The sequence below is a fragment of the Geodermatophilus sp. FMUSA9-8 genome (assembly GCF_037034165.1).
GTDB lineage: Bacteria > Actinomycetota > Actinomycetes > Mycobacteriales > Geodermatophilaceae > Geodermatophilus > Geodermatophilus nigrescens.
Genome location: NZ_JBAGKE010000008.1, coordinates 213,185 through 234,190 on the forward strand (window position 1 = coordinate 213,185; position 21,006 = coordinate 234,190).

Here is a 21,006-nt window from a genome sequence, read left to right on the forward strand (position 1 = left end):
CGCACGGTGCCGGGCCACCGGGGTACAGCGGTCGGTCAGAGTTGCAAGTGGAGCCGGAGCGCGTCGTCGAGGGCGGCCATCGCCGCCGCGGGGACGCGGCCCAGCACGGCGCCCACGCGCTCGACCGCGACCGCGCGTACCTGTTCTGCCTGCGCCTTGCTGTCGACCCGGAGGCCGGTGTCCTCGGCAGAGAGCAGGGTCTGGAAGGGGAAGACCCTGGTGGTGTTGCTGGTGACCGGTACGACGGTCACCACACCCCGCCGGAGCCGGTCGGCCACCGCGTTCGCCCGGTCGTTGCTGACGACCACCGCGGGTCGGCGCTTGCCCGCCTCGCTGCCGCGGACGGGCTCGAGGTCGACGAGCCGGATCTCACCGCGGAGCATCGTCCAGCCCGTCGCCCGTCGTCGTCTGCCACACGGCCTCCTCGCCCGAGGTCTGCCACTCCTCCCACGCCGCGGCGTAGTCGTCCTCGAGGTCCGGATGGCGGAGCAGCCGGATCGCGTGGTGCAGGGCCGCCGATCGGGACCGCAGGCCGGCCGACCGGGCGTAGTCGTCGAGGACCGCGACGTCCTCCTCGGTCAAGCTCACGCTCAGCTTCACACCGCGATGCTACCCGGGTAGCACGAACCGCGGCGGTGGATGCAACCGAGGGGTGAGGTGATGTGCAGCCGGGGCGTGTCCGGGGTCCGCACCGCACCCCAGCCGCACATCCCCTCCGGTCAGGACGCGCTCAGACGCGCAGCTGGTCGTCGTCGCAGGGTCCGTGCAGGGGCGGCTCGGGCGCCGGGACGGCGGCCTGCGCGCCCGACCGCAGCAGCGTCGCGAGTTCCTCCTCGGACTCGACCGCCTCGCCGCGGGCGACCATGCCGGCGTGCTCGGCGAGCGGGATCTCGCGCAGCAGGAACGACAGCAGCAGCGCGACGGCGAGGACCGGCACCAGGTACCAGAACACCGGGGCGAGGGAGCCCGCGTAGGCGTCGACGATCGCCGTCCGCAGCGGCTCCCCGGCCGCCTCGACCGCCGAGGGCACCAGGGTGTCCGGCGAGGTGATGCCCGCGGCGGCCGCCTGCTCGGCGTTGCCGGTCAGCGCCCCGGTGAGGTTCTCGGCCAGCCGGCTGGTGAACAGCGTGCCGAAGACGGCGACGCCCAGGGTGGCGCCCACCTCGCGGAAGTAGTTGTTCGTGGAGGTGGCGGTGCCGATCTGGGTGGCCGGAACGGCGTTCTGCGCCGCCAGCACGACGTTCTGCATGATCAGCCCGAGCCCGCAGCCGAGGGCGAAGAACATCGCGCCGATCACCCACAGCGACGTCCCGCCGGTCAGCGTGGTCATCCAGACCATCGTCGCGAGGATGACCGCCACGCCAGCGACCGTGAACCGCTTGTACCGGCCCGTGCGCAGGATGACCGCCGCGGAGGACTGGATCGTGAGGATGATCCCGGCGGTCATCGGCAGCATGAGCAGGCCGGAGCCCGCCGCCGAGAGGCCGGAGCTCATCTGCAGGAACGTCGGCATGAACGCGATGGCCGAGAACATGCCGAGGCCCACGGCCATGCCCATGGCGGTGGCGACGACGAAGGTCGGGTTGCGGAACAGCGTCAGCGGCACGATCGGCTCGACCGCGCGCCGCTCGACGAGCACGAACACGACCGCGCAGACGACGAACGCCGCGGCGAGCGCCAGCGTCCACGGGTCGGTCCAGCCGTCGCTGCCGCCGAGGTCGGTGAACAGCACCAGCGACGTCGTCGTGGCCGACAGCGCGACGATGCCGGCGACGTCGAGCGGGGTGGTGCTGCGCCGGCGCGGCAGGGACAGCGCGAACCACCCGATGAGGAAGGCGCCCACGCCGACCGGCACGTTGATCCAGAAGCACCACTCCCAGCCCAGGGCCGCGGTGTCGGTGAAGAAGCCGCCGACCAGCGGGCCGGCGACGGCCGACAGCCCGAACAGCGCGCCGATCGGGCCCATGTACCGCGCGCGCTCCCGCGCCGGGACGATGTCGGCGATGATCGCCTGGGACAGGATCATCAGCCCGCCGCCGCCGAGGCCCTGCACCCCGCGCCAGAAGACGAACCAGCCGAAGTCGGGCGCCAGCGCGGCCCCGATGCTGGCCACGGTGAACAGGCCGATCGCGACGAGGAACAGGGTGCGGCGGCCCCAGAGGTCACCGAACTTGCCGTAGACGGGCATGACCAGCGTGGTGGCCAGCAGGTAGGCGGTGGTCACCCACGCCATGTGCGAGACGCCGCCGAGCTCGCCGACGATGGTCGGCATCGACGTCGAGACGATCGTCTGGTCGAGGGCGGCGACGAGCATCCCGGCGAGCAGCGCCGAGAAGATCACGTTGATGCGGCGCCGGGTCAGGACGATGGGCGGGGCGGTGCCGTCGGGCGGCGGGTTCACTCGTTCTCCACGGGTCGTGCGACGGGGCCGCGGGCGCGCGGCACCGAGGGGCGAGCGGACGGCGGCGGCCGCTCGGGGGATCAGGGGCGCGGGGCGGGCAGCCCGGCGGCGAGCACGACCCAGGCCTCGTCGACGAGGGCGGGCAGGGACTCGGTGAAGTCGCTGGCGAGCCAGGCGTGCAGGGCGGCGCGCACGGCCACCCCGGACACCGCGGCGAGCAGCGTCGGGTAGAGGTCGGCACCGACGGTGGTGCCGGTGCGGACGGCGATCGCCTCGGCCAGGGCCCGCTCGGCGGAGCCGAAGACCGCGTGCAGCCGGGCGATCAGGACCGGGTGCTCGTCGATGACCCGCAGCCGCAGCGGCCACAGCGTCTCGGGCTCGCCGGCCATCTCGGCGGCCTGCTGGGCGTGAACGGCGCGCAGCGCCTCGACCGGGGACTCGTGCGCCGGCCGCGCGGCGAACCGCTCGGCGGCCTGCCCGACGGCGGAGGCGTCGATCCCGACGACGGCGTCGTCCTTGGTCGGGAAGTAGTTGAAGAAGGTGCGCGGGGAGACGCCGGCCCGGCCGGCGATGTCGTCGACAGAGACGCCGTCCAGGCCGCGCTCGGCCACCAACTGCAGCGCCGCCTGGTGCAGCGCCAGGCGGGTGGCGAGCTTCTTGCGCTCGCGCAGGCCGGAGGTCACCCGCTCATCATCGCCCGAAAGGTGCAGTCAGTGCAAAGTTGCGCGCACTGCACGGCGTGTCGACCGACGTCCTGGCTCACCGCCGCGCGTCCTGGCTCACCGCAGACCGCGAGTCGGGACGCAGCAGGATCAGGCCGCCTGATCCTGCTGCGTGTCGCTCAGTCCCGGTCGCGCTGCCGCTCGATCGCCTCGAGCACCGTCTTGCGGCCCTTCCCGAGGTCGCGCTCGGCCTTCTCCGCGCGGTCGAGCTGGGAGTCGCCGTGCATGCGGCCCACCGCGCGCCTCGCCTCGTCGGCCTTCGCGTCGAGCAGCTCGGCGGCCTTCCGCGCCTCCCTGGCGGCGTCGGTGTTGGCGACGTGCTGCTCCTCGCCGTGCCGCTTGCGGGAGTCGGTGGCGCGTTTCTCCTCGTCGGACAGCAGCTCCCAGGCGGCGTCGGGCAGGTACCGCTTCGTGCCGCCGGAGCCGCGGGCGCGGTCGCCGCCGTCGGCGGTGTGCCAGTCCTGGCCGGTCCACTCCTGCAGGTGCCGCTGGGACTCGGTGCGCTCGCCCTCGTGCACGTAGCCGCCGCCCTGGGCCTCGTACTCGTGCGCGAGGAGCTGGCTCTTGCGGGCGCTCCACTGGCCGGGCTGCCCGCCCCTGTCGCCGGCCTTGATCTCCTCCTTGAGCCGCTCGCGCAGCTCCGGGTCCGTGTAGTCCCTGGCGTAGTCCTCCGCCGACTTCCCGCTCATGGGCCGGGGGTACCCGATCCCGCCGCGTCTCATCCGGCGGACCGCGACCGGTCCACCTCCACGTGCGGCCGGGACTGCCACCGCGCCCAGTCGGCGCTCACCTCGCCGGCGGTGCGCAGCAGCGCGGGCAGGTGCTCGGCGAGCAGGACCTCGGTGGAGGTCTCCGCGGCGTGCACGGTCACGTTCATCGCCGCCCGCACCGCGCCGTGCCCGTCGCGCACCGGGACGGCGACCGACCGGACCCCGGGCGCGAGCTCCTCGTCGGCCAGCGCCCAGCCGCGGGCGCGCACCTCCGTGAGCTCCTCGCGCAGTTGCTCGGGCGAGCGCCCGATGTAGGGCGGCAGGCCCGAGCGGCTCGGCTGGGCGAGGACGGCGTCCAGCTCCCCGGCCGGCAGCGCGGCCAGCAGCACCTTGCCCTGCGACGTCTGCGCGGCGGGGAAGCGCGTGCCGATCTCCACGCGCAGGGTGATCAGCTTGGGTACCGACACCCGGGCCACGTAGACGATGTCGGACCCGTCGAGCTGCGCCATCGACGACGACTCGCCGGTGCGCGCGACCAGCGCCTCCAGGTGCGGCCGGGCGACGTCCCACAGCCCGAGCGCGCCGACGTAGGCCATGCCGAGCGCCAGCACCTTCGGCGTCAGCGAGAACGTCCCCCCGGCCGACCGGACGTAGCCCAGCTCCTCGAGCGTGAGCAGCAGCCGCCGCGCCGTCGGGCGGGCGAGCCCGGCGGCCGCGGCGACCTCCGACAGGGACATCGCCGGCCGGTCGGCACCGAAGGAGGTGAGCACGTCCAGGCCACGGGCCAGCGCCTCGACGAAGTCCGGCCCCTCACCGCGTCCGGCCACGGCGGTGCCTCAGTGCTCCCCGGCCAGGTGCCGCTCGAAGGCCTCCTCGCGGGCGGCGTGCGTGGTCTCCGAGCGGTAGTCGGTGTACTGGTACGGGTTGTCGAGCACCTTGCCCTCGGGCAGCTCCGGGTCCATGCCGGACACCCAGACGTCCGCGCCCATGTCGGCGCGCAGGTGCTCCACGGTCGCCTCGACCTCGCGCCGCACGGCGGCCAGGTCGACGCCGACCAGCCGGTGCTGCGACTTCACGACCCGCCCGTCGACGAGCACCGTGTGCACGTCGCCCCGCTGCGCCTGGAAGGCCACGTGGCCGTAGGGGTGCAGCAGCGGGAACGACACCGGCGAGGCGTCGTTCTTGAGCAGCACGACGTCGGCCTTCGCGCCCGGCACGAGGCGCCCGAGGTCGTCGCGGCCGAGCGCCGCCGCCCCGCCGCGGGTGGCCCACTGCACGACGTGCTGCGCGCGCAGCGCCAGGTGGGTGACCGTCTCGCCCTTGAGGTGGGCCTCGAAGTGCTCTCGGGAGCGGTCGGCGCCGAGCGTCGTGCGCATCGCGGAGAACAGGTCGCCGCTCCACCACACGCTGGTGTCCATCGACAGCGACACCGGGATGCCGTGGGCGCGCACCTGCCAGGTGGGCGGGTAGCCCTGGCCGGCGCTCTGCTCGGACTCCGTGGACACCGAGATCGACCCGCCGGTGGCGGCGATGCGGTGGTAGCTGTCGGGGGACAGCGACGCGGCGTGCACGTAGACGGTCTCCGGGGTGGCGAAGCCGTGCTCGTGCATGAGCCGGATGCCGTCGTCGTTGGTGGCGCCCCAGACGCCGGCGTGCGTAGTCACCGGCAGGCCGAGGTCGCGGGCCACCTCGAACGCCGCCTTCTCGGGGAAGGCCGGGTCGCCGGTGACGTCGAAGGCGAGCTGGACGTCGAACAGGTCACCGGCACCGGTGCGGCGGCGCTCGAGGAAGGCCTGCACGGCCTTGTCGGCGGTCCACTCCCACGGTGCGGCCTGGATGTTGCCGTAGGCGAGCACGTACCGGCCGGGCACCGACTGCAGGGCGTCGACGGCGGCCTCCGCGTGGTCGACCGTCTGCAGCCCGTGCGACCAGTCGACGACGGTGGTGACGCCGGCGTCCAGCGCCTCGACGGCGGCCAGCCAGTTGCCGGCGGCGACGTCCTCGGGGCGGAAGCGGCGGCCGTGCTCGAGGTAGTACCAGACGAAGTACTGGGTGAGGGACCAGTCGGCGCCGTAGCCGCGCATCGCCGTCTGCCACATGTGCCGGTGGGTGTCGATCATCCCGGGCATCACGATGCCGCCCGCGGCGTCGACCTCCTCGGTGCCCTCGGGGACCTCCAGCGCCGGCCCGACGGCGGCGATGCGGTCGCCGACGACGAGGACGTCGGCGTCGCGCAGCACGGTGCCGGCGTCGTCCATGGTGAGCACCGTGCCGCCGCGGAGGACGACGGGGCGGCCGGCCCGCGGGGCGGGGGTCTCGGGCTGGGTCACGGAGGTCTCCTCGGACGTCGGGCGACGAGAGCGGACGAGCGTCCGTCCAGCGGACGCGAGCTCGGATCGGCGTCACCCTGCGCGTGACCTGCCGCACATGTCAAGCGCAGGGCAGTGCGGTTGACACAGGTCAGCACCGGTGCCCAGGATCGGCGCCACCGGCGGACGCCCGTCCGTGTCAGCGGCACCCGAGCACGAGGAGCGCGGAGCGACGATGACGGCAGGACCGGCCGGAACCGGCGCACCGCCACCCTCGGGCCCGCTCGCCGGGCTGCTGGTGGCCGACTTCTCCCGCATCCTCGCCGGCCCCTACGCCACGATGTTGATGGCCGACCTCGGCGCCGAGGTGGTCAAGGTCGAGGGGCCCGGCGGTGACGACACCCGCACCTGGGCGCCCCCCGTCCGGGACGGCGTGTCCACCTACTACCTGGGCGTCAACCGCAACAAGCGGTCGGTGGCCCTGGACCTGAAGGACGACGCCGACCTCGCCGCCGCGCGCGAGCTCGCCCGCCGCGCCGACGTCGTGGTGGAGAACTTCAAGCCCGGCGGCCTGGCCCGCTTCGGCCTGGACTACGACTCGGTCGCCGCGACCAACCCCGCCGTCGTCTACGCCTCGATCAGCGGCTTCGGCAGCGGCCCCGGCGGGCGCTCGCTGCCCGGCTACGACCTCATCGTCCAGGCGATCTCGGGCCTGATAAGCCTCACCGGCGACCCGGACGGCGACCCGTACCGCGCCGGCGTCGCCGTCTTCGACGTGATGGCCGGGCTGCACGCCACCATCGGCGTGCTGTCGGCGCTCAACGCCCGGCACGCCACCGGGCGGGGCCAGCACGTCGAGGTCAACCTGCTCGCGAGCGCCCTGTCGGGGCTGGTCAACCAGTCGTCGGCGTTCGTGGCCGGCGACGTCGTCCCGTTCCGGATGGGCAACAGCCACCCGAGCCTGTTCCCCTACGAGCCGCTGCCCTGCGCCGACGGCGACCTCATCGTGACCGCCGGCAACGACGGCCAGTTCCGCAGGCTGTGCGAGGTGCTCGGCCTCCCGGAGCTGCCCGAGGACCCGCGCTTCCTGCACAACGAGGACCGCACGGCCAACCGCGAGGAGCTGCGGCCGCTGCTGGTCGAGCGGCTCTGCACCCGCACCAAGATGGAGTGGTTCCGCGACATCATCGCCGCGGGCGTGCCGTGCGGGCCGATCAACACGATCGACCAGGGCGTCGCCTTCGCCGAGGAGGTCGGCCTCGACCCGGTCGTCGTCGCGGGCGAGGGCGCGGCGGCCGTGCCGTCCATCCGCAACCCGATCCGCTTCTCCGCCACCGCCGCCGAGTACCGGCTGCCGCCGCCGGGGCTCGACGAGCACGGCGCGGAGATCCGCCGCTGGCTGGCCGAGGGGGAGGAGACGCCGTGAGCGCGGAGGAGGGCTACCCGACGGCGCTGGGCGCCTCGAGCCGGGAGTCGATCACCCTGCTCGGCACCGACCTCGCCCGCGACGTCATGGGCAACGTCGGCTTCGGCGAGCTCGCCTTCTGGCTGGCCACCCAGCGCCGGCCCACCGCGGGGGAGACGCGGGTGTTCGAGGCGGTGCTCGCCGCGCTCGCCGACCACGGTTTCACCCCGACGGCGATCGTCACCCGGCTGACCTGGCTGTCCGCGCCGGACTCGGTGCAGGGCGCGCTGGCCGCAGGCCTGCTCGGCGGCGGCTCGCGGTTCCTCGGCGTCACGGAGGACTGCGGCCGCTTCCTGCACGGGGTCCTGGCCGCCACCGGGGAGCTGCCGACCGACGACGCCGGCTGGGACGCCCTCGCGCTGGAGACCGTCACCGCGCAGCGGGCCGCCGGCCGGTTCGTCCCGGGCCTCGGGCACCACGTGCACAAGGACGGCGACCCGCGCACCCCGCGGCTGTTCGAGATCGCCGCCGAGGAGGGCCTGGTCGGCCCGCACCTGTCCCTGTTCGCCGCGATCGGCCGGGCGCACCCGCAGGTGCTCGGGCGGACGCTGCCGCTCAACGGCGCCGGCGTCTGCGGGGCGGCGCTGGCCGACCTCGGCCTGCCGCTGGAGCTGCTGCGCGGCTTCGCGCTGCTCGCCCGCACCGCCGGGCTCATCGGCCAGCTCGCCGAGGAGATCCGGCACCCGGTCGCCAACGAGGTCTTCCTGTCGGTCGACCTGCACAACCGCTCCGTCGCCCCGGACCCGTACGAGCCCGAGACCCTGGGAGGCAGTCGTGGCTGAGCTGGCCGCGGTCATCGCATCGACCCACCACCCCTTCTACTACCGGGCGAGCACCTCGACCGGTGCCGACCGGCCGCCGTTCGCCGACGAGTGGGTGGCCAAGATCGAGCGGTTCCGGGAGACCCTCACCCGGGCCGAGCCCGACGTGCTGGTGATGGTCGGCAGCGACCACTTCCACCAGCTGTGGCTGGACAACATGCCGCAGTTCCTCGTGGGCAAGGCGCCGTTCTTCGACGCCAACTTCTACAACGAGGAGCGCGAGTTCGGCCTGCCGCGGATGACGCTGCGCGGCGAGGAGGACCTGGCCGCGCACCTGCTGCGCGACGGCCTCGACCGCGACTTCGACCTCGCGTTCTCCAACGAGCTGCGGATCGACCACAGCATCACGTGCCCGATCATCACGCTGCGCCCGCAGGCCGACCTGCCGATCGTGCCGGTCTACACGAACATCTTCGCCCCGCCCCTGCCGCAGCCGAGGCGGTTCGTGCAGCTGGGCCGGGCGATCCGGGAGATGGTCGAGTCCTGGGAGTCCGACAAGCGGGTCGCGGTCATCGGCACCGGCCACCTGAGCCTGGAGCTCGGCGGCCCGCGCCAGTTCGGCGAGCACGGGCCCGACCCGGAGTTCGACCGCAAGGCCGTCGAGTGGATCGCCTCCGGCGACATCGAGGGCTGCCTGGCCGAGGTGTCGCTGGACTCCCTGCACCAGCCGGGCAACGCCACCCACGGCTTCATGGACTTCATGCTGATGATGGGCGTGGCCGGGGAGGGCCGGAAGGCCGACCACGTGGACACCCTCGACCTGTTCCACACCATGGAGGCGTACTTCACCTGGTACCCGAACGGCGTCCCCGGAGAGGCGGCCTCGGCATGAGCCGGTACCTGCTGGACAAGTTCCTCTACACCGTCGACCGCGACCCCGAGCTGGTCGAGCGCTACCGCGAGGACCCGGCCGGCACGGTCGAGTGGTGGGAGGCCGAGATGGCCAACCGCATCCTCAACTGCACCTCCGACGAGCGCTCCACCTGGCTGGAGTTCACCGAGGACGAGCGGCGGGCGCTGCGCGAGCACGACCACGTGACGCTGTTCCAGATGGGCGCCCACCCGTTCCTCACGCTCACGCTCTTCATCGCGATGTTCGAGCGCGACCACGGGCCGCTGGAGTACCAGAAGGCCTACGGGAAGGCGATGGAGCACATCACGCTGCCCTATCCCGACATCGCCACCTGACGTGCGGGCGACCTGACGTGCGCGCCGCCGTCGTCCGCGCGCCCGGGACGCCGCCCGGGCACGCCGAGCACCCCGACCCGGCCCCGGCGCCCGGCCGCAGCCTGGTCCGGGTCACCGCGGCGCCGATCGTGCCGCTGGACCTGCTCTGCGCGTCGGGCACCTCCTACCTCGGCGCCCCGGCCGTGCCGTACGTGCCGGGCGTGCAGGGGGTGGGGGTCGTCGAGGAGGGTGGCCGGCTGCCGGCCGGCACCCGGGTGTGGTTCGCGACGTCGGCCGGCATGGCCCCCGGCGACGGCGGCCTCGCCGAGCGGTGCTCGGTGGCCGACGCCGACCTCGTGCCGCTGACCGCCGACCTGCCCGACGCCGCCGTCGCCGCGATCGGCCTGTCCGGCGTGGCCGCCTGGATGGCGCTGACCTGGCGCGGCCGGCTGCAGGCGGGCGAGCGGGTGCTCGTCCTCGGCGCGGGCGGCGCGGTCGGGCAGGCGGCGGTCGGCGCGGCGCGGGTGCTCGGCGCCTCCCGGGTGGTGGCGCTGGCGCGGTCGGCGGCCGGGCAGGAGCGGGCCCGCGCGACCGGGGCGGACGCCGTCGTGCCCGCCGGGGGCGACGCCGGCGCGCTGGCCGCGGCGCTCGGGGACGCGCTCGGCGGCGGGGCGGACGTCGTCGTCGACCCGGTCTTCGGCGTCGCCGCGACGGCCGCCGCGCGGGTGCTCGCGCCCGGTGGGCGGCTGGTCAACCTCGGCGGCGCGTCCGGCGACGAGGCGGTGTTCTCCTCCGCGGTGCTGCGCGGCCGGTCGGCGGAGGTGCTCGGCTACACGAACAACGCGCTCACCCCGGCGCAGCGCCGCGCCGCACTCGACGCCGTCCTCGCCGCCGCCGCGGCCGGGCGGGTCGCCGTCGCGCACGAGACGGTGCCGCTGGCCGAGGTGACCCGGGCGTGGGAGCGCCAGGCCGCCGGCGACGCGGGGACCCGCCTGGTCGTGACGCCCTAGCGCCCGGCGGGGGCGGCGCGGACGTGGATGCGCTCGCCCTGCGGGCCGAACAGGGCGAGCACCTCGGCGGCCCGGTCGTCGGGGTTGCCCAGCCAGTGCGGGGTGCGGGTGTCGAACTCGGCCACCTCGCCGGGGGTCAGGGTGACGTCGGCGTCGCCGAGCAGCAGCCGCAGCCGGCCCGAGAGCACGTAGACCCACTCCCAGCCCTCGTGCGAGCGCAGCTCGCCGGGCTCCCCGCCCCACCGCGGCGGCAGCACCATCTTGTAGGCCTGCAACCCGCCGGGGCGCCGGGTGAGCGGCAGGAACGTGGCGCCGTGCCGGGTGAGCGGGCGCAGGCGCACGCGGGGGTCGCCGGTCTCGGGGGCGTCGACGAGCTCGTCGAGCGGCACCTGGTGGGCGCGGGCCAGGGGCAGCAGCAGCTCCAGGGTGGGCCGGCGCTGCCCCGACTCCAGCCGCGAGAGCGTGGACACCGAGATGCCGGTGTCGTCGGCGAGCTGCTGCAGCGTGGCGCCGCGCCGCCGCCGCAGCTCGCGCAGCCGCGGGCCCACGGCGTCGAGGACGGCGTCGAGGCCGGGGTCGAGGTCGGTCACGCCGCCCACTTTGCCACTATGGCAACGGGATTTGTCGAGACGGCACGAGCGGGTGCACCGTCTCGGGCATGGACGAGACGTACGACGTGGTGGTCATCGGCGGGGGAGCGGCCGGCCTGTCCGGTGCCCTCGCCCTGGGACGGGCGCGCCGCTCCGTGGCGGTGGTCGACGAGGGGACGCCGCGCAACGCGCCGGCGCACGCGATGCACAACTACCTGGGCCGCGACGGCACGCCGCCCGCCGACCTGCTCGCCGCGGGGCGCGCGGAGGTCGCCGGCTACGGTGGGGTGCTGGTGCCCGACACGGTCACCGAGGCCGGCGGGGAGGTCGGCGCGTTCACGGTGCGCACGGCCGGCGGGCGGACGCTGCGGGCGCGGCGGCTGCTGGTCACCACCGGCCTGACCGACGAGCTCCCCGACATCCCGGGCGTGCGGGAGCTCTGGGGCACCGACGTGCTGCACTGCCCCTACTGCCACGGCTGGGAGGTGCGCGACCAGGCCATCGGCGTCGTCGCCACCGGCCCGCTGTCGCTCCACCAGGCGCAGCTGTGGCGGCAGTGGAGCGCCGATGTCGTGCTCTTCCAGCACACCGTGGGAGAGCTGCCCGCCGAGGCCGCGGAGGCGCTGGCCGCGCGCGGCGTGCGGGTCGTCCCCGGGGAGGTCGCGGGCCTGGAGACCGACGGCGGCCGGCTCACCGGCGTCCGGCTGACCTCCGGCGAGGTCGTGCCGCGCGCGGCCGTCGTCGTCGCGCCGCGGTTCACCGCCCGCTCGGCCGTGCTGGCCGGGCTCGGCATCGAGGCGGCGCCCTTCGCGATGGGCGAGGTGGTCATGGGCTCGCACGTGCCCGTCGACGCCCGCGGCGCGACGTCGGTGCCCGGCGTCTGGGCGGCCGGCAACGTCGCCGACCTGGGCGCGCAGGTCATCTCCTCGGCCGCCCAGGGCCTCTGGGCTGCGGGGCAGATCAACGCCGACCTGGTCGCCGAGGACACCCGCTTCGCCGTCGAGGTGCTGCGCGCGCAGACCGACCCGGAGTTCGGCGAGCAGTGGTGGGAGGACCGCTACCGGTCCACCGACCGCGCGTGGAGCGGGCGGGTCAACGACGTGCTGGCCACCGAGGCCGCCGACCTGCCGCCGGGCCGCGCGCTCGACGCCGGGGCCGGCGAGGGCGGCGACGCCGTGTGGCTGGCCCGCCGCGGCTGGGCGGTCACCGCGCTCGACCTCTCCCGCGTGGCGCTCGACCGGGCCGCCGCGGCGGCCGCGGCGGCCGGGGTGCCGCTCGACACCCGCAAGACCGACATCTCCACCTGGGAGCCGGGCGAGGAGCGGTGGGACCTGGTGACGGCGTCGTTCCTGCACTTCCTGCCCGCCACCCGCGACGACGTGCTGCGCCGGCTCGCCTCCGCGGTGGCGCCGGGCGGCACGCTGCTGGTGACCATGCACGACGGCAGCGACGTCTCGCACGGCGTGCAGCGGCCCGGCCTGCCCGAGTGGTACGCCACCGGCGAGCAGCTCGCGGCGGTCCTCGACGGCGAGGAGTGGGAGGTCGAGGTGGCCGAGACCCGGCCCCGGGCGGCGCGGGCCCACGAGCACCGGGCCGGGCACGGTCAGCACGGGCAGGGCGAGCACGCGCAGGGCGGGCACGGCGAGGGCGGCCAGGGCCACGGCGGCCACGCGCACGTGGCCGACGCCGTGCTGCGGGCGCGGCGGCGTCAGCCGGCCGTGTCGCCGTCCTCGCGCGGGTAGAGGAACCGCAGCCGGGCCGGCGGGCGGAACGGCTCCCAGCCCTCCCGGGTCTGGGCCAGCCGGTCGGCGACCAGCCACAGCACCGCGGGGTCGTGCCCCATCCCGAGGTGGCTGGCGTGGACGCCGACGTTCTCCGCCCGCGGCCCGGCCTGCTGGCGGCAGGCGCGCCAGTCGACGACGCCGTCCCACCGCGAGTAGACGGCGGTGCTCGGGACCGGCAGCGCGCCGCCGAGCCCGCCGCGGCCGCGGGGGACGGCGTGCAGGTGGCGGTAGCGGGCGTAGGCGCGGGCGCCGGGGCTGTCGTCACCGGCGCCGCCGCCGCCGCCGCCGGCCAGCCCGAAGGGGGAGCCCAGGCTGATGACCTGGCGGACCAGGCGCGGCACCCGCAGCGCGAGCCGCCGGGCGTAGATGCCGCCGAGGCTCTGCCCGACGACGCTCACCGGCCCGGCGTGCCGCTCCGCCAGCCGCTCCACCAGGCGGGGCAGCTCGTCGGTGATCTCCTTCGTCGGGCCGCGGTTGCGGCCGAGCTCCCAGCCGACGACCGGGTACCCGAGGCCGCTCAGCCAGCGGCGCAGGGTGACGGTGGAGACGTCGGAGGCCAGCAGGCCCGGCAGCACGAGCACGCCGTGCGGCTCGCCCCTGGGGGCGCCGCGCAGCAGCGGGTAGGCGAGCGCCAGCGCGCCGGCGCTGGCGGCGGCCCGCACCGGCTCGGTGGCGGCGAGCAGCGTGCGGCGCCGGTCCTGGTCGGTCACGGACCTCCGCTACCCGGCCGGGCGCCCGGGTGCACCCCGGGCGCCCGGACCGGGGTCAGCGCTGGGCCAGGTAGGCCGCGGCGGTGGCCCGCAGCCGCTCGTGCACGCCGTCGGCCGCCGTCGCGCCCGGCAGGTACCGCTTGGCCAGCTTCGCCACCATCGTGTAGTTGGTGTCGACGACGTTGCCCGCCGGCGCGAGCCCCGCCTGGCTGATCAGTTGGAGGGCGTCGAGCCGGTCCCAGCCGGTGAGCTCGGCGGCCCAGGTGACCAGGTCGTGCTGGCTCACCCGGTAGGCGTCCTCCAGCGGGCGCACCGACCCGGTGGACATGAGGAACTCGTCGGTCTCCAGCCGCGGCCAGGCGGGCCCGCCGCCCTTGACCAGGTCCACGACGACGACGGTGCGCATGGCCGACTCGACCGCCGTCCCGCAGACCTCGCCCTCGCCCTGCCGGCAGTGCCCGTCGCCGATGGACAGCTGCCCGCCGGGCACGTTGACGCCGAAGTAGGCGGTCGTGCCGGCCCGCATCTCGGGGGTGTCCATGTTCCCGCCGTGCGCACCCGGCGTGATGCTGGCGAAGACCTCCCCCGAGGCCGGTGCGACGCCGATCGTGCCGTGCATCGGGTCGAGCGGGAGCTCCACCTCCGGCCCGCCGCGGCGCGGCCGGAACAGGCAGGTGCCGCGCTCCCGGTCGATCTCGTAGAGCCAGACCAGCTCCTCGAGCGGCTCGTGCAGCATCGCCGTCGAGTGGGTGGTGGTCAGCGCGCCGAAGTGCGGGAACGTGCTCGACACCGCCCAGTCCCGGGCCGGCGCGATGTCGACCAGGTGCACGGCCAGGGTGTCGCCGGGCTCGGCGCCCTCGACGGCGATCGGGCCGCTCACCGGGTTGAGGTAGGGGAACTGGCAGACCACGCTCGGCAGGTCGTCGACGCCGCGCACCTTGCCGGCGTAGCAGTCCTCGGTGGTCAGCTCGACCACCGTGCCGGGGGCGACGGTCAGCAGCGGCTCGCCGCCGCCGAAGGACCAGCGCCACTGGTCGGGGGTCGGCTCCAGCGAGACGACCTCGAGGGACTGCGTCACAGCTTCTCCTCCGCACGGATCTCGGGCTTCCGGCCGGTGAGGAGCAGGAAGGCCATGAGCCCCAGGCCGACGAGCAGCCAGACGAAGCCCAGCCGCTGCGCCGTCACCTGGGCGTTGACGACGACGTACACCAGGATGGCGAACCCGAGGACCGGGACCACCAGGTGCAGCCACCAGTTCCGGCTCCCCTGCCGCAGCACGTAGTGGACGACGACGGACACGTGCAGCAGCAGGAACGCCGACAGCGCGCCGAAGTTCACCAGCGTCGACAGCAGCGTGATGCCGTCCTCGCGCGTCGTCATGTACCAGCCGAGGACGAGCGAGACGGCCGCGACGAGCAGCGTGGCGTTCACCGGCACCCGGCGGGTCGGGTGCACCTGCTTGAGGAACGCCGGCAGCTGCCGGTCGCGCGCCATGGCGAACAGCAGCCGTGAGGTGGCGGCCTGGGCGACCAGCGAGTTGGCGAAGCCCCACGCGACCGCCGTCGCCACCGCCGTCAGGGTGCCCAGCCACGCGCCGCCCGCGACCTCGGCCGCGTCGTAGAAGGCGGTGCCGGCGGCGTCGCCCTCGGCGATGAGGGTGTCCGGGTCGGGCACGAGCAGGGCGGCGACCCAGGTCTGGACGATGAACAGCGTCCCGGCCAGCGCCAGCGCGGCGATCATCGCCTTGCCGATCGAGCGGGCGGAGTCGCGGTTCTCCTCGGCGAGCGTGGAGATGCCGTCGAAGCCGAGGAAGCTCAGCACCGCGACCGACACGGCGCCGAAGACCAGCTCGAGGGAGAACGTGTCGGCGTCGTAGATCGGGGAGAGGTCGAAGCCGCGGCCCTCACCGGAGGCCAGCGCGACGACGCCGATCACCAGGAAGATCGCCAGCACGATCAGCTCGCCGACCAGCATGATCTTGTTGACCCGCGCCGTGAACTCGATGCCGAAGTAGTTGACGACGGTGTTGAGCACGACGAAGCCGATCAGCCAGACCAGCACCGGCACCGAGGTGATGATCGAGTTCATCGCGATCGCGGCGATGAGGTAGAGCAGCGCCGGGACGAGCACGTAGTCGAGCAGGATCATCCAGCCGGCGATGAAGCCGACCGGCTGGGCGATGCCGCGGCCGGCGTAGGTGTACACCGACCCGGCCATCGGGAACGCCCGCGACATCTGCGAGTACGACGCCGCGGTGAAGGCCATGGCCAGGGCACCGATCGCGTAGGCGAGGGCGACCATGCCGCCCGACGCCTGGAAGACGCCGCCGAAGATGCCGAACGGCGCGATCGGGACCATGAAGACCAGGCCGTAGACCAGCAGGTCGGTGAAGGTCAGGGAGCGCTTGAGCTCCTGGCGGTAGCCGAACTCCTCGACGCCGGCCGCGCCGGCGGCGGGCACCGCTCCGGCGCCGGTCCCGGACAGGTCGGGTGAGTGGGTGGTGCGGGGGTCGCTCACGGCTCCTCCTCTCGGCCGGCTCGGGGCCGGACGCGGGGGAGGGTAGACCCCAGTTGTTTCCAACTGGAAGCACCGGTGTCTCGGCGGTGTCTAGCCGACCTCGCGGAAGACCAGCCCGTCGGCGCGCGCCAGCCGTGACGGGGCCGGCCGGGCGGGCGCCGCGCCCCCGCCCGCGAGCAGTGCGGCCGCGGTGCGGACGCCGTCGTGCACGCCGCGGGCGTAGGCGCAGACCACCGGCGCCGACGGGCCGGCGCGCGCGGCCAGCCGCTCCTGCAGGTCGAGCTGGCCCTCGTCGCCGGTGCCGTCGGCCGCGGCGAACGACGGCATGCAGGCGTAGAGCTCGCCGGTGCCGTCGCCGCCCACGGCGTAGAGGCCGTTCTCCTCCAGGGCGCCCGACAGTCGCACCACCCGCCGGTCGAGCCCGGCGCGGGCGAAGGCGCGGTTGAAGGCCACGAGGTCGCGGCCGACCAGGCTGAGCAGGACGGCGTCGGCCCGGGTGCGGCGCACCAGGTCCAGTGCCGGGCCCGGGTCGGTCGGGCCGAAGGGGACCAGCCGCTCGCCCACCACCTCGGCGCCGAGGTCGGCGAGCACGGCGCGGGCGGCGCGGTGCACGGCCTGCGGCCACACGTAGTCGGTGCCGAGCAGGACCCAGCGCCGCGCCCGGCGGGAGCGCACCAGCCAGGCGAGCGCGGCGGCGTGCTGGGCGAGCGGGGACGAGCCGATGCGCAGCACGCCGGGCCGCGACCGGCCGCCCTCGTGGGGCGGGGTGAACACGTACCCGGCCCGGCCGGCCAGCGCCGCGGCGACGGCCCGGGAGACGTCGCTGGTCGAGAAGCCGACGAAGACGTCGACGGCGCCGGCCGCGTGCAGGGCCGCGACGTCGGCCGCGACCTCCGCGGGGCGCCGGCCGGCGTCGACGGCGACTAGCTCGACGGCGCGCCCGCGCACCCCGCCGGCGTCGTTGAGCTCGTCGGCGGCGAGGCCCGCGAGGTCGAGCGCGGAGGGCGCCGTCATCGCCAGCGGGCCGGAGAGCGGGACGGCCAAGCCGACGCGCACGACACCGGGGGAGCGGCCGGTGACCGCGGCCTCCCAGGCGTCGATCGGGACGGTCGGTCCGGGCACTCCCTGAGTATGGTGCGGTCCATGCCGGTCGAGCAGCAGGCCCCGGGGTCCCCCGTGCCGCCGGCGACCGCGCCGTCGCTGGTCGAGCTGCTCGCCGTCGTCAGCCGGAGGGTGGCCCGCGGGGTGGGGGCGGTGCTCGCCGAGGACGGCGCCACGCTCGAGACCTACCGCCTGCTGCGGGCGCTCGGCGCGGGCCCCGGCCGGACGATGACCGAGCTGTGCGCCGCGCTGGCCGTGCCGGCGGCCACCGCCACCCGGCTGGTCGACGGCCTCACCGACGCCGCGCTGGCCTACCGGCTGCCCGACCCCGACGACGGCCGGCGGGTGCGCGTGCACCTGTCCGCGCGCGGGCGGACGCGGCTGGACCGGCTCGAGGCGCTGGTGGCCGCGCACGAGGCGGCGCTGGCCGCCGAGCTCGGCGCCGGGCGGGTGGCCGCGCTGACCGCCGCGCTCACCGACCTGGCGACCCCGCCGGAGCCCGCGGGGTCCTGACCGCGGGATCCGGACCGGCGGGGCTCACTCCGCCGGCGGGAGGACGCGGGGGACGAACACCTCGTCGATCGGGCGCGGGCCGACGTACTGCCGGCAGGTGCAGGGCACCCACGTGTGGCCGGCCCAGCGCCCGCGCTTGTCGTAGGCGTCGCGGCGCAGCTCGGCGTAGCAGGTGTTGGTCTCGGTGTCGTGCTGGCTCAGCGTGTGGCCGCAGCCGCAGACCGGCTGCGGGTTGGCCGGGGGAGCCGGCGGCCGTCTCCGACCGACCCGGCCCGCCAGGAACCCGGCGGCCAGCAACGCCGCACCGACCACCAGGCTGACTGGTTCCACCGCTGATCTCCTCCCACCGCGAACGTCCTCCCGACGGTAACGCCGGGAGCGCGGCCGGGGTGCCGGAGGAGCTCAGGCCTCGTGCCGGCCTCGCCCGCTCACCGCGTCGCGCAGGTGGTCGACGAGCGCCGCCACCGGGCCCAGCGCCGTCCGGATGCCGCCCTCGTTGGGCACCAGCGGGTGCGGCCGGGTGGGGGAGATGGCCTTGATGCGCTCCACCTGCTCGGCCATCCGGACCAGCTCGGCGTGGTCGAAGCGGGCCTTGAGCTCGGTGAACATGCGGCCCTCCTCGTGCTCGACGTGCTCCCGGATCTCGGTGATCAGCGAGCGGATGCCGGCGTCGTACTGCGGGTCGGCGGGGTCGAGCCGCTCGAGCTGCTTCATGGTGTGCTCGGCCTGGTCGTGCTCGTGCTTGGAGCGCTCGGCCTCCTCGGCGTCGACCTCGGCCTCCACCCGCGGGTAGACCTGCGTCTCCTCGGCCACCGAGTGCTTGACCAGGCCGATGCTCACCTCGTCGACGAGGGCGCGCTTGCGCTCGAGGTCGGCGGGGTCGGTGCTCCCCAGGAGCTGCTCGAGCTCGCGGAAGATGCGGTCGAACTCGCGGTGGTCGGCGCTGAGCAGTTCCACCACGTCGCGCTGGGTCTCGGTCACCCCCCGTCGGTTCCCGCGCCGGGAGGGCGGCACACGCTCACTCGGACGGCGGGTTTCGGACGGTTGTGGCGCGGGGCACAGCAGGCACGTGGAGTCCTACGCGGTCGGGTTCGCGCGCCCGGACCGGTGGTCGCAGAGCAGCCAGGGGTCAGCGCGGACCCCGTGGCACGCCGTACCCGCGCTCCGTCCGCTCCGCGAGCTGGACGGCGAGGTGGAGCTCGCGCTGTGCGGCGCGATCACCCAGATCTGGGGCGGGCAGCAGTGGAGCCGGGTCGGGGCCGGCCGCACCGGCTGCGCCGAGTGCCGCCGGCTGTCCGGACTCGCCTTCGAGGTCGCGCAGCTCAGCCGCGCCGGGTGACGGGCCGGCAGACGGTCAGCGGCGCCGGCCGCTGATCGCCGACAGGCCGGTGATCTCCCGGCCGACGATGAGCGCCTGCACGTGGTCGGTGCCCTCGAAGGTGTAGATCGCCTCGATGTCGGCGTGGTGCCGCGCGATGTGGTGCTGCAGCAGGATGCCGTCGCCGCCGAAGAGGTCGCGGGCGTCGGCGACGATCTGCCGCGCCGTCGCGCAGCAGTGCCGCTTGGCCAGCGACGCCATGGCCGCCGTCATCCGGCCGGCGTCGGCCAGGCTGGACAGCCGCCAGCACATCAGCTGCATGTTCGTGATCTCGGCCAGCATCGTGGCGAGCTTCTCCTGCACCAGCTGGTAGCCGGCGATCGGCTGCCCGAACTGCTCGCGGCCCAGGCAGTGCGCCAGCGCCAGCTCGTAGGCGGCCATCGCCACGCCCAGCGCCCGCCAGGCGACGGTGTAGCGGGTGCGGTCGAGGATGGTGGAGACGTCCTTGAACGACCGGCAGTTCTCCAGCTTGTTCTCCGCCGGCACACGGGCGCCCTCGAGGGTGATCTCCGCCTGCCACACCGCCCGCAGCGCCGTCTTGCCGGTCATCACGGTCGCGGTGAAGCCGGGCGTGCCCTTCTCGACGACGTAGCCGCCGACCTGACCGTCCTCGTCGCGCGCCCAGATGAGCACGTAGTCGGCGATCGACCCGTTGCCGATCCACTTCTTCTGCCCGTCGAGGACGAAGACGTCGCCGTCGCGGCGGGCGGTGGTCTCCAGGGCGACGGCGTCGCTGCCGTGCCGCGGCTCGGTCAGCCCGAACGCGCCGATCTTCTCCATGCGCGCCATCTCCGGCAGGAACCGCTCGCGCTGCTCCTCCGACCCCAGCAGCGCGACCGACTGCATGGCGAGGAAGCTGTGCACGCCGTTGAAGGTGCCGATGCTGCCGTCGGCGCGGGCGAGCTCGGCGGCGACCAGCCCGGCGGCGACCGCGCTCATCCCCGGCGAGCCGTAGCCCTGCACCGTGCCGCCGGCGATGCCGAGCTGCGCGAAGCCGGGCACGAGCTCGAAGGGGAACTCCGCGCGCTCCCAGTAGTCGTTGATGCGCGGGGTGACCTCCTTGGCGCACCAGTCCGCCACCCGGTCGCGGATCTCGAGCTCCTCGGGCGCCAGCAGCTCGTCGAGGGCGTAGAAGTCGGTGCGCTCGGTCTCGGCCACGCACCGACGCTACGCGCGGGCGGGGGATGCCGCCGGTCGTGCGTGCGGCCCGGGTCGCGGTCCGATCAGGTGCTGGTCAGGCCCCCAGGAGGCCGCGCACGTAGGCCGCCTGGCCCACGTGCTGCAGGTCGTCGGACAGGACGCTGACCAGCCGGACGCCGAGGGTCACCGGCGGGTCCCAGCGCTCGTCGACGACGCGGTCGAGGTCCTCGTCGGTCAGCCCGCCGAGGTACTCGGCGCTGCGGGCGGCGACGGCGTCGGCGTACTCGAGCAGCAGGTCCGCGGACGGCACCCGCAGCGCCTCGACCTCCAGGCTGCTCATCCCGTAGCCGGTGGAGGTGTCGTCGGCGGGGCGGCCGAAGCGGGCGGCGAACCCCTGCGCGGTGTAGACCTGCTCGCTGCCGGCGACCTCGGCGACGTGGTCGTCCTGCACGCGCAGCAGGTGCCAGGCCAGCCAGCCGATCGGGTTGGCGTCGGGCGCGACGCGCGCGGCCAGCTGCTCGGAGGTGAGGCCCTCGACGGCGGCGCGCAGCGTCCCGCCGATCTGGGCGTAGGCGTACGTGAGGAGGTCTCGGGTGCGCATGGCGCCCCGCTACCCGTCCCGCTCGCGGGGGACGCCTGTCGCCGCGGCGGAACGGTAGGTTGCGGTG

General features: G+C 75.0%; 24 protein-coding genes. 8 read left to right on the plus strand and 16 right to left on the minus strand.

Going from position 1 to position 21,006, the window contains the following annotated elements:
• Positions 1 to 35: 35 nt before the first annotated feature.
• The 7 genes from WA616_RS17410 to WA616_RS17440 all read right to left on the minus strand — a co-directional run bounded on the left by WA616_RS17410 (position 36) and on the right by WA616_RS17440 (position 6,163).
• Complete coding sequence (locus WA616_RS17410) at positions 36 to 383, minus strand: type II toxin-antitoxin system PemK/MazF family toxin (protein WP_073419267.1); 348 nt, start codon at positions 381 to 383, stop codon at positions 36 to 38.
• Positions 370 to 600, minus strand: a complete 231-nt coding sequence (locus tag WA616_RS17415; RefSeq protein WP_073419268.1) for a ribbon-helix-helix domain-containing protein — start codon at positions 598 to 600, stop codon at positions 370 to 372. Before WA616_RS17415 ends, WA616_RS17410 begins: the two co-directional genes overlap by 14 nt.
• A 130-nt stretch (positions 601 to 730) precedes the next feature.
• Complete coding sequence (locus tag WA616_RS17420; protein WP_336031814.1) at positions 731 to 2,401, minus strand: MDR family MFS transporter; 1,671 nt, start codon at positions 2,399 to 2,401, stop codon at positions 731 to 733.
• Between the two features lie 80 nt (positions 2,402 to 2,481).
• A complete protein-coding gene (locus WA616_RS17425; protein ID WP_336031818.1) occupies positions 2,482 to 3,084 on the minus strand; it encodes an acyl-CoA-like ligand-binding transcription factor in 603 nt (200 codons plus the stop codon).
• A gap of 158 nt (positions 3,085 to 3,242) precedes the next feature.
• Positions 3,243 to 3,812 (minus strand): hypothetical protein, encoded by a 570-nt coding sequence (locus tag WA616_RS17430; protein WP_336031819.1) that lies wholly within the window; start codon positions 3,810 to 3,812, stop codon positions 3,243 to 3,245.
• Positions 3,813 to 3,841: 29 nt separating this feature from the next.
• Positions 3,842 to 4,660 (minus strand): IclR family transcriptional regulator domain-containing protein, encoded by an 819-nt coding sequence (locus WA616_RS17435; protein ID WP_336031821.1) that lies wholly within the window; start codon positions 4,658 to 4,660, stop codon positions 3,842 to 3,844.
• Positions 4,661 to 4,669: 9 nt separating this feature from the next.
• Positions 4,670 to 6,163, minus strand: a complete 1,494-nt coding sequence (locus WA616_RS17440) for an amidohydrolase family protein (RefSeq protein ID WP_336031822.1) — start codon at positions 6,161 to 6,163, stop codon at positions 4,670 to 4,672.
• Positions 6,164 to 6,377: 214 nt separating this feature from the next.
• On the opposite strand from WA616_RS17440, the gene WA616_RS17445 reads away from it, so the two are divergent.
• Genes WA616_RS17445 through WA616_RS17465 form a run of 5 tightly spaced genes read left to right on the plus strand, consistent with a single transcriptional unit; the run spans position 6,378 to position 10,605 of the window.
• A complete protein-coding gene (locus WA616_RS17445) occupies positions 6,378 to 7,568 on the plus strand; it encodes a CaiB/BaiF CoA transferase family protein (protein WP_336031823.1) in 1,191 nt (396 codons plus the stop codon).
• Positions 7,565 to 8,389, plus strand: a complete 825-nt coding sequence (locus WA616_RS17450) for a citryl-CoA lyase (RefSeq protein ID WP_336031825.1) — start codon at positions 7,565 to 7,567, stop codon at positions 8,387 to 8,389. The genes WA616_RS17445 and WA616_RS17450 overlap by 4 nt, the downstream gene beginning before the upstream one ends.
• Entirely contained in the window at positions 8,382 to 9,260 is an 879-nt protein-coding gene (locus WA616_RS17455) for an extradiol ring-cleavage dioxygenase (protein ID WP_073419275.1), read from the plus strand. Before WA616_RS17450 ends, WA616_RS17455 begins: the two co-directional genes overlap by 8 nt.
• Positions 9,257 to 9,616 (plus strand): hypothetical protein, encoded by a 360-nt coding sequence (locus WA616_RS17460; protein WP_336031826.1) that lies wholly within the window; start codon positions 9,257 to 9,259, stop codon positions 9,614 to 9,616. The genes WA616_RS17455 and WA616_RS17460 overlap by 4 nt, the downstream gene beginning before the upstream one ends.
• Before the next feature lie 17 nt (positions 9,617 to 9,633).
• Positions 9,634 to 10,605: a zinc-binding alcohol dehydrogenase family protein gene (locus tag WA616_RS17465; protein ID WP_336031829.1), complete on the plus strand. Its 972-nt coding sequence runs from the start codon at positions 9,634 to 9,636 to the stop codon at positions 10,603 to 10,605.
• Here WA616_RS17465 and WA616_RS17470 read toward each other — a convergent pair.
• On the minus strand, positions 10,602 to 11,195 hold the full coding sequence (locus WA616_RS17470) for a helix-turn-helix domain-containing protein (RefSeq protein WP_336031832.1): 594 nt from the start codon (positions 11,193 to 11,195) through the stop codon (positions 10,602 to 10,604). The genes WA616_RS17465 and WA616_RS17470 overlap by 4 nt on opposite strands.
• A 68-nt stretch (positions 11,196 to 11,263) precedes the next feature.
• Between WA616_RS17470 and WA616_RS17475 the strand changes: the two genes are divergently transcribed.
• Entirely contained in the window at positions 11,264 to 12,937 is a 1,674-nt protein-coding gene (locus tag WA616_RS17475; protein WP_336031833.1) for a bifunctional NAD(P)/FAD-dependent oxidoreductase/class I SAM-dependent methyltransferase, read from the plus strand.
• On the opposite strand, the gene WA616_RS17480 is transcribed toward WA616_RS17475, so the two are convergent.
• The 4 genes from WA616_RS17480 to WA616_RS17495 form a co-directional block, all read right to left on the minus strand.
• The gene (locus tag WA616_RS17480) at positions 12,904 to 13,689 is read right to left on the minus strand and encodes an esterase/lipase family protein (protein ID WP_336031834.1); all 786 of its coding nucleotides are present in this window, start codon (positions 13,687 to 13,689) and stop codon (positions 12,904 to 12,906) included. The two genes, WA616_RS17475 and WA616_RS17480, sit on opposite strands and share 34 nt — an antisense overlap.
• Positions 13,690 to 13,744: 55 nt before the next feature.
• Complete coding sequence (locus WA616_RS17485) at positions 13,745 to 14,767, minus strand: acetamidase/formamidase family protein (RefSeq protein ID WP_336031835.1); 1,023 nt, start codon at positions 14,765 to 14,767, stop codon at positions 13,745 to 13,747.
• On the minus strand, positions 14,764 to 16,206 hold the full coding sequence (locus WA616_RS17490; RefSeq protein WP_336031836.1) for an APC family permease: 1,443 nt from the start codon (positions 16,204 to 16,206) through the stop codon (positions 14,764 to 14,766). Before WA616_RS17490 ends, WA616_RS17485 begins: the two co-directional genes overlap by 4 nt.
• Before the next feature lie 90 nt (positions 16,207 to 16,296).
• The gene (locus tag WA616_RS17495) at positions 16,297 to 17,328 is read right to left on the minus strand and encodes an ABC transporter substrate-binding protein (RefSeq protein WP_336031837.1); all 1,032 of its coding nucleotides are present in this window, start codon (positions 17,326 to 17,328) and stop codon (positions 16,297 to 16,299) included.
• A gap of 21 nt (positions 17,329 to 17,349) precedes the next feature.
• Between WA616_RS17495 and WA616_RS17500 the strand changes: the two genes are divergently transcribed.
• Positions 17,350 to 17,820 carry a MarR family winged helix-turn-helix transcriptional regulator gene (locus WA616_RS17500; RefSeq protein ID WP_336031838.1) on the plus strand — a complete coding sequence of 157 codons (471 nt, stop codon included), beginning with the start codon at positions 17,350 to 17,352 and terminating at the stop codon, positions 17,818 to 17,820.
• Between the two features lie 24 nt (positions 17,821 to 17,844).
• On the opposite strand, the gene WA616_RS17505 is transcribed toward WA616_RS17500, so the two are convergent.
• Together WA616_RS17505 and WA616_RS17510 are read right to left on the minus strand one after the other, a co-directional pair.
• Positions 17,845 to 18,150, minus strand: a complete 306-nt coding sequence (locus tag WA616_RS17505; RefSeq protein WP_073419285.1) for a hypothetical protein — start codon at positions 18,148 to 18,150, stop codon at positions 17,845 to 17,847.
• Between the two features lie 72 nt (positions 18,151 to 18,222).
• Positions 18,223 to 18,801, minus strand: a complete 579-nt coding sequence (locus WA616_RS17510; protein ID WP_073419286.1) for a hemerythrin domain-containing protein — start codon at positions 18,799 to 18,801, stop codon at positions 18,223 to 18,225.
• Between the two features lie 88 nt (positions 18,802 to 18,889).
• On the opposite strand from WA616_RS17510, the gene WA616_RS17515 reads away from it, so the two are divergent.
• A complete protein-coding gene (locus WA616_RS17515) occupies positions 18,890 to 19,159 on the plus strand; it encodes a hypothetical protein (protein WP_336031840.1) in 270 nt (89 codons plus the stop codon).
• A gap of 15 nt (positions 19,160 to 19,174) precedes the next feature.
• Here WA616_RS17515 and WA616_RS17520 read toward each other — a convergent pair whose 3' ends face one another.
• Positions 19,175 to 20,356: an acyl-CoA dehydrogenase family protein gene (locus tag WA616_RS17520; protein WP_336031842.1), complete on the minus strand. Its 1,182-nt coding sequence runs from the start codon at positions 20,354 to 20,356 to the stop codon at positions 19,175 to 19,177.
• A gap of 76 nt (positions 20,357 to 20,432) precedes the next feature.
• On the minus strand, positions 20,433 to 20,939 hold the full coding sequence (locus WA616_RS17525) for a mycothiol transferase (RefSeq protein ID WP_336031843.1): 507 nt from the start codon (positions 20,937 to 20,939) through the stop codon (positions 20,433 to 20,435).
• Positions 20,940 to 21,006: the final 67 nt, after the last annotated feature.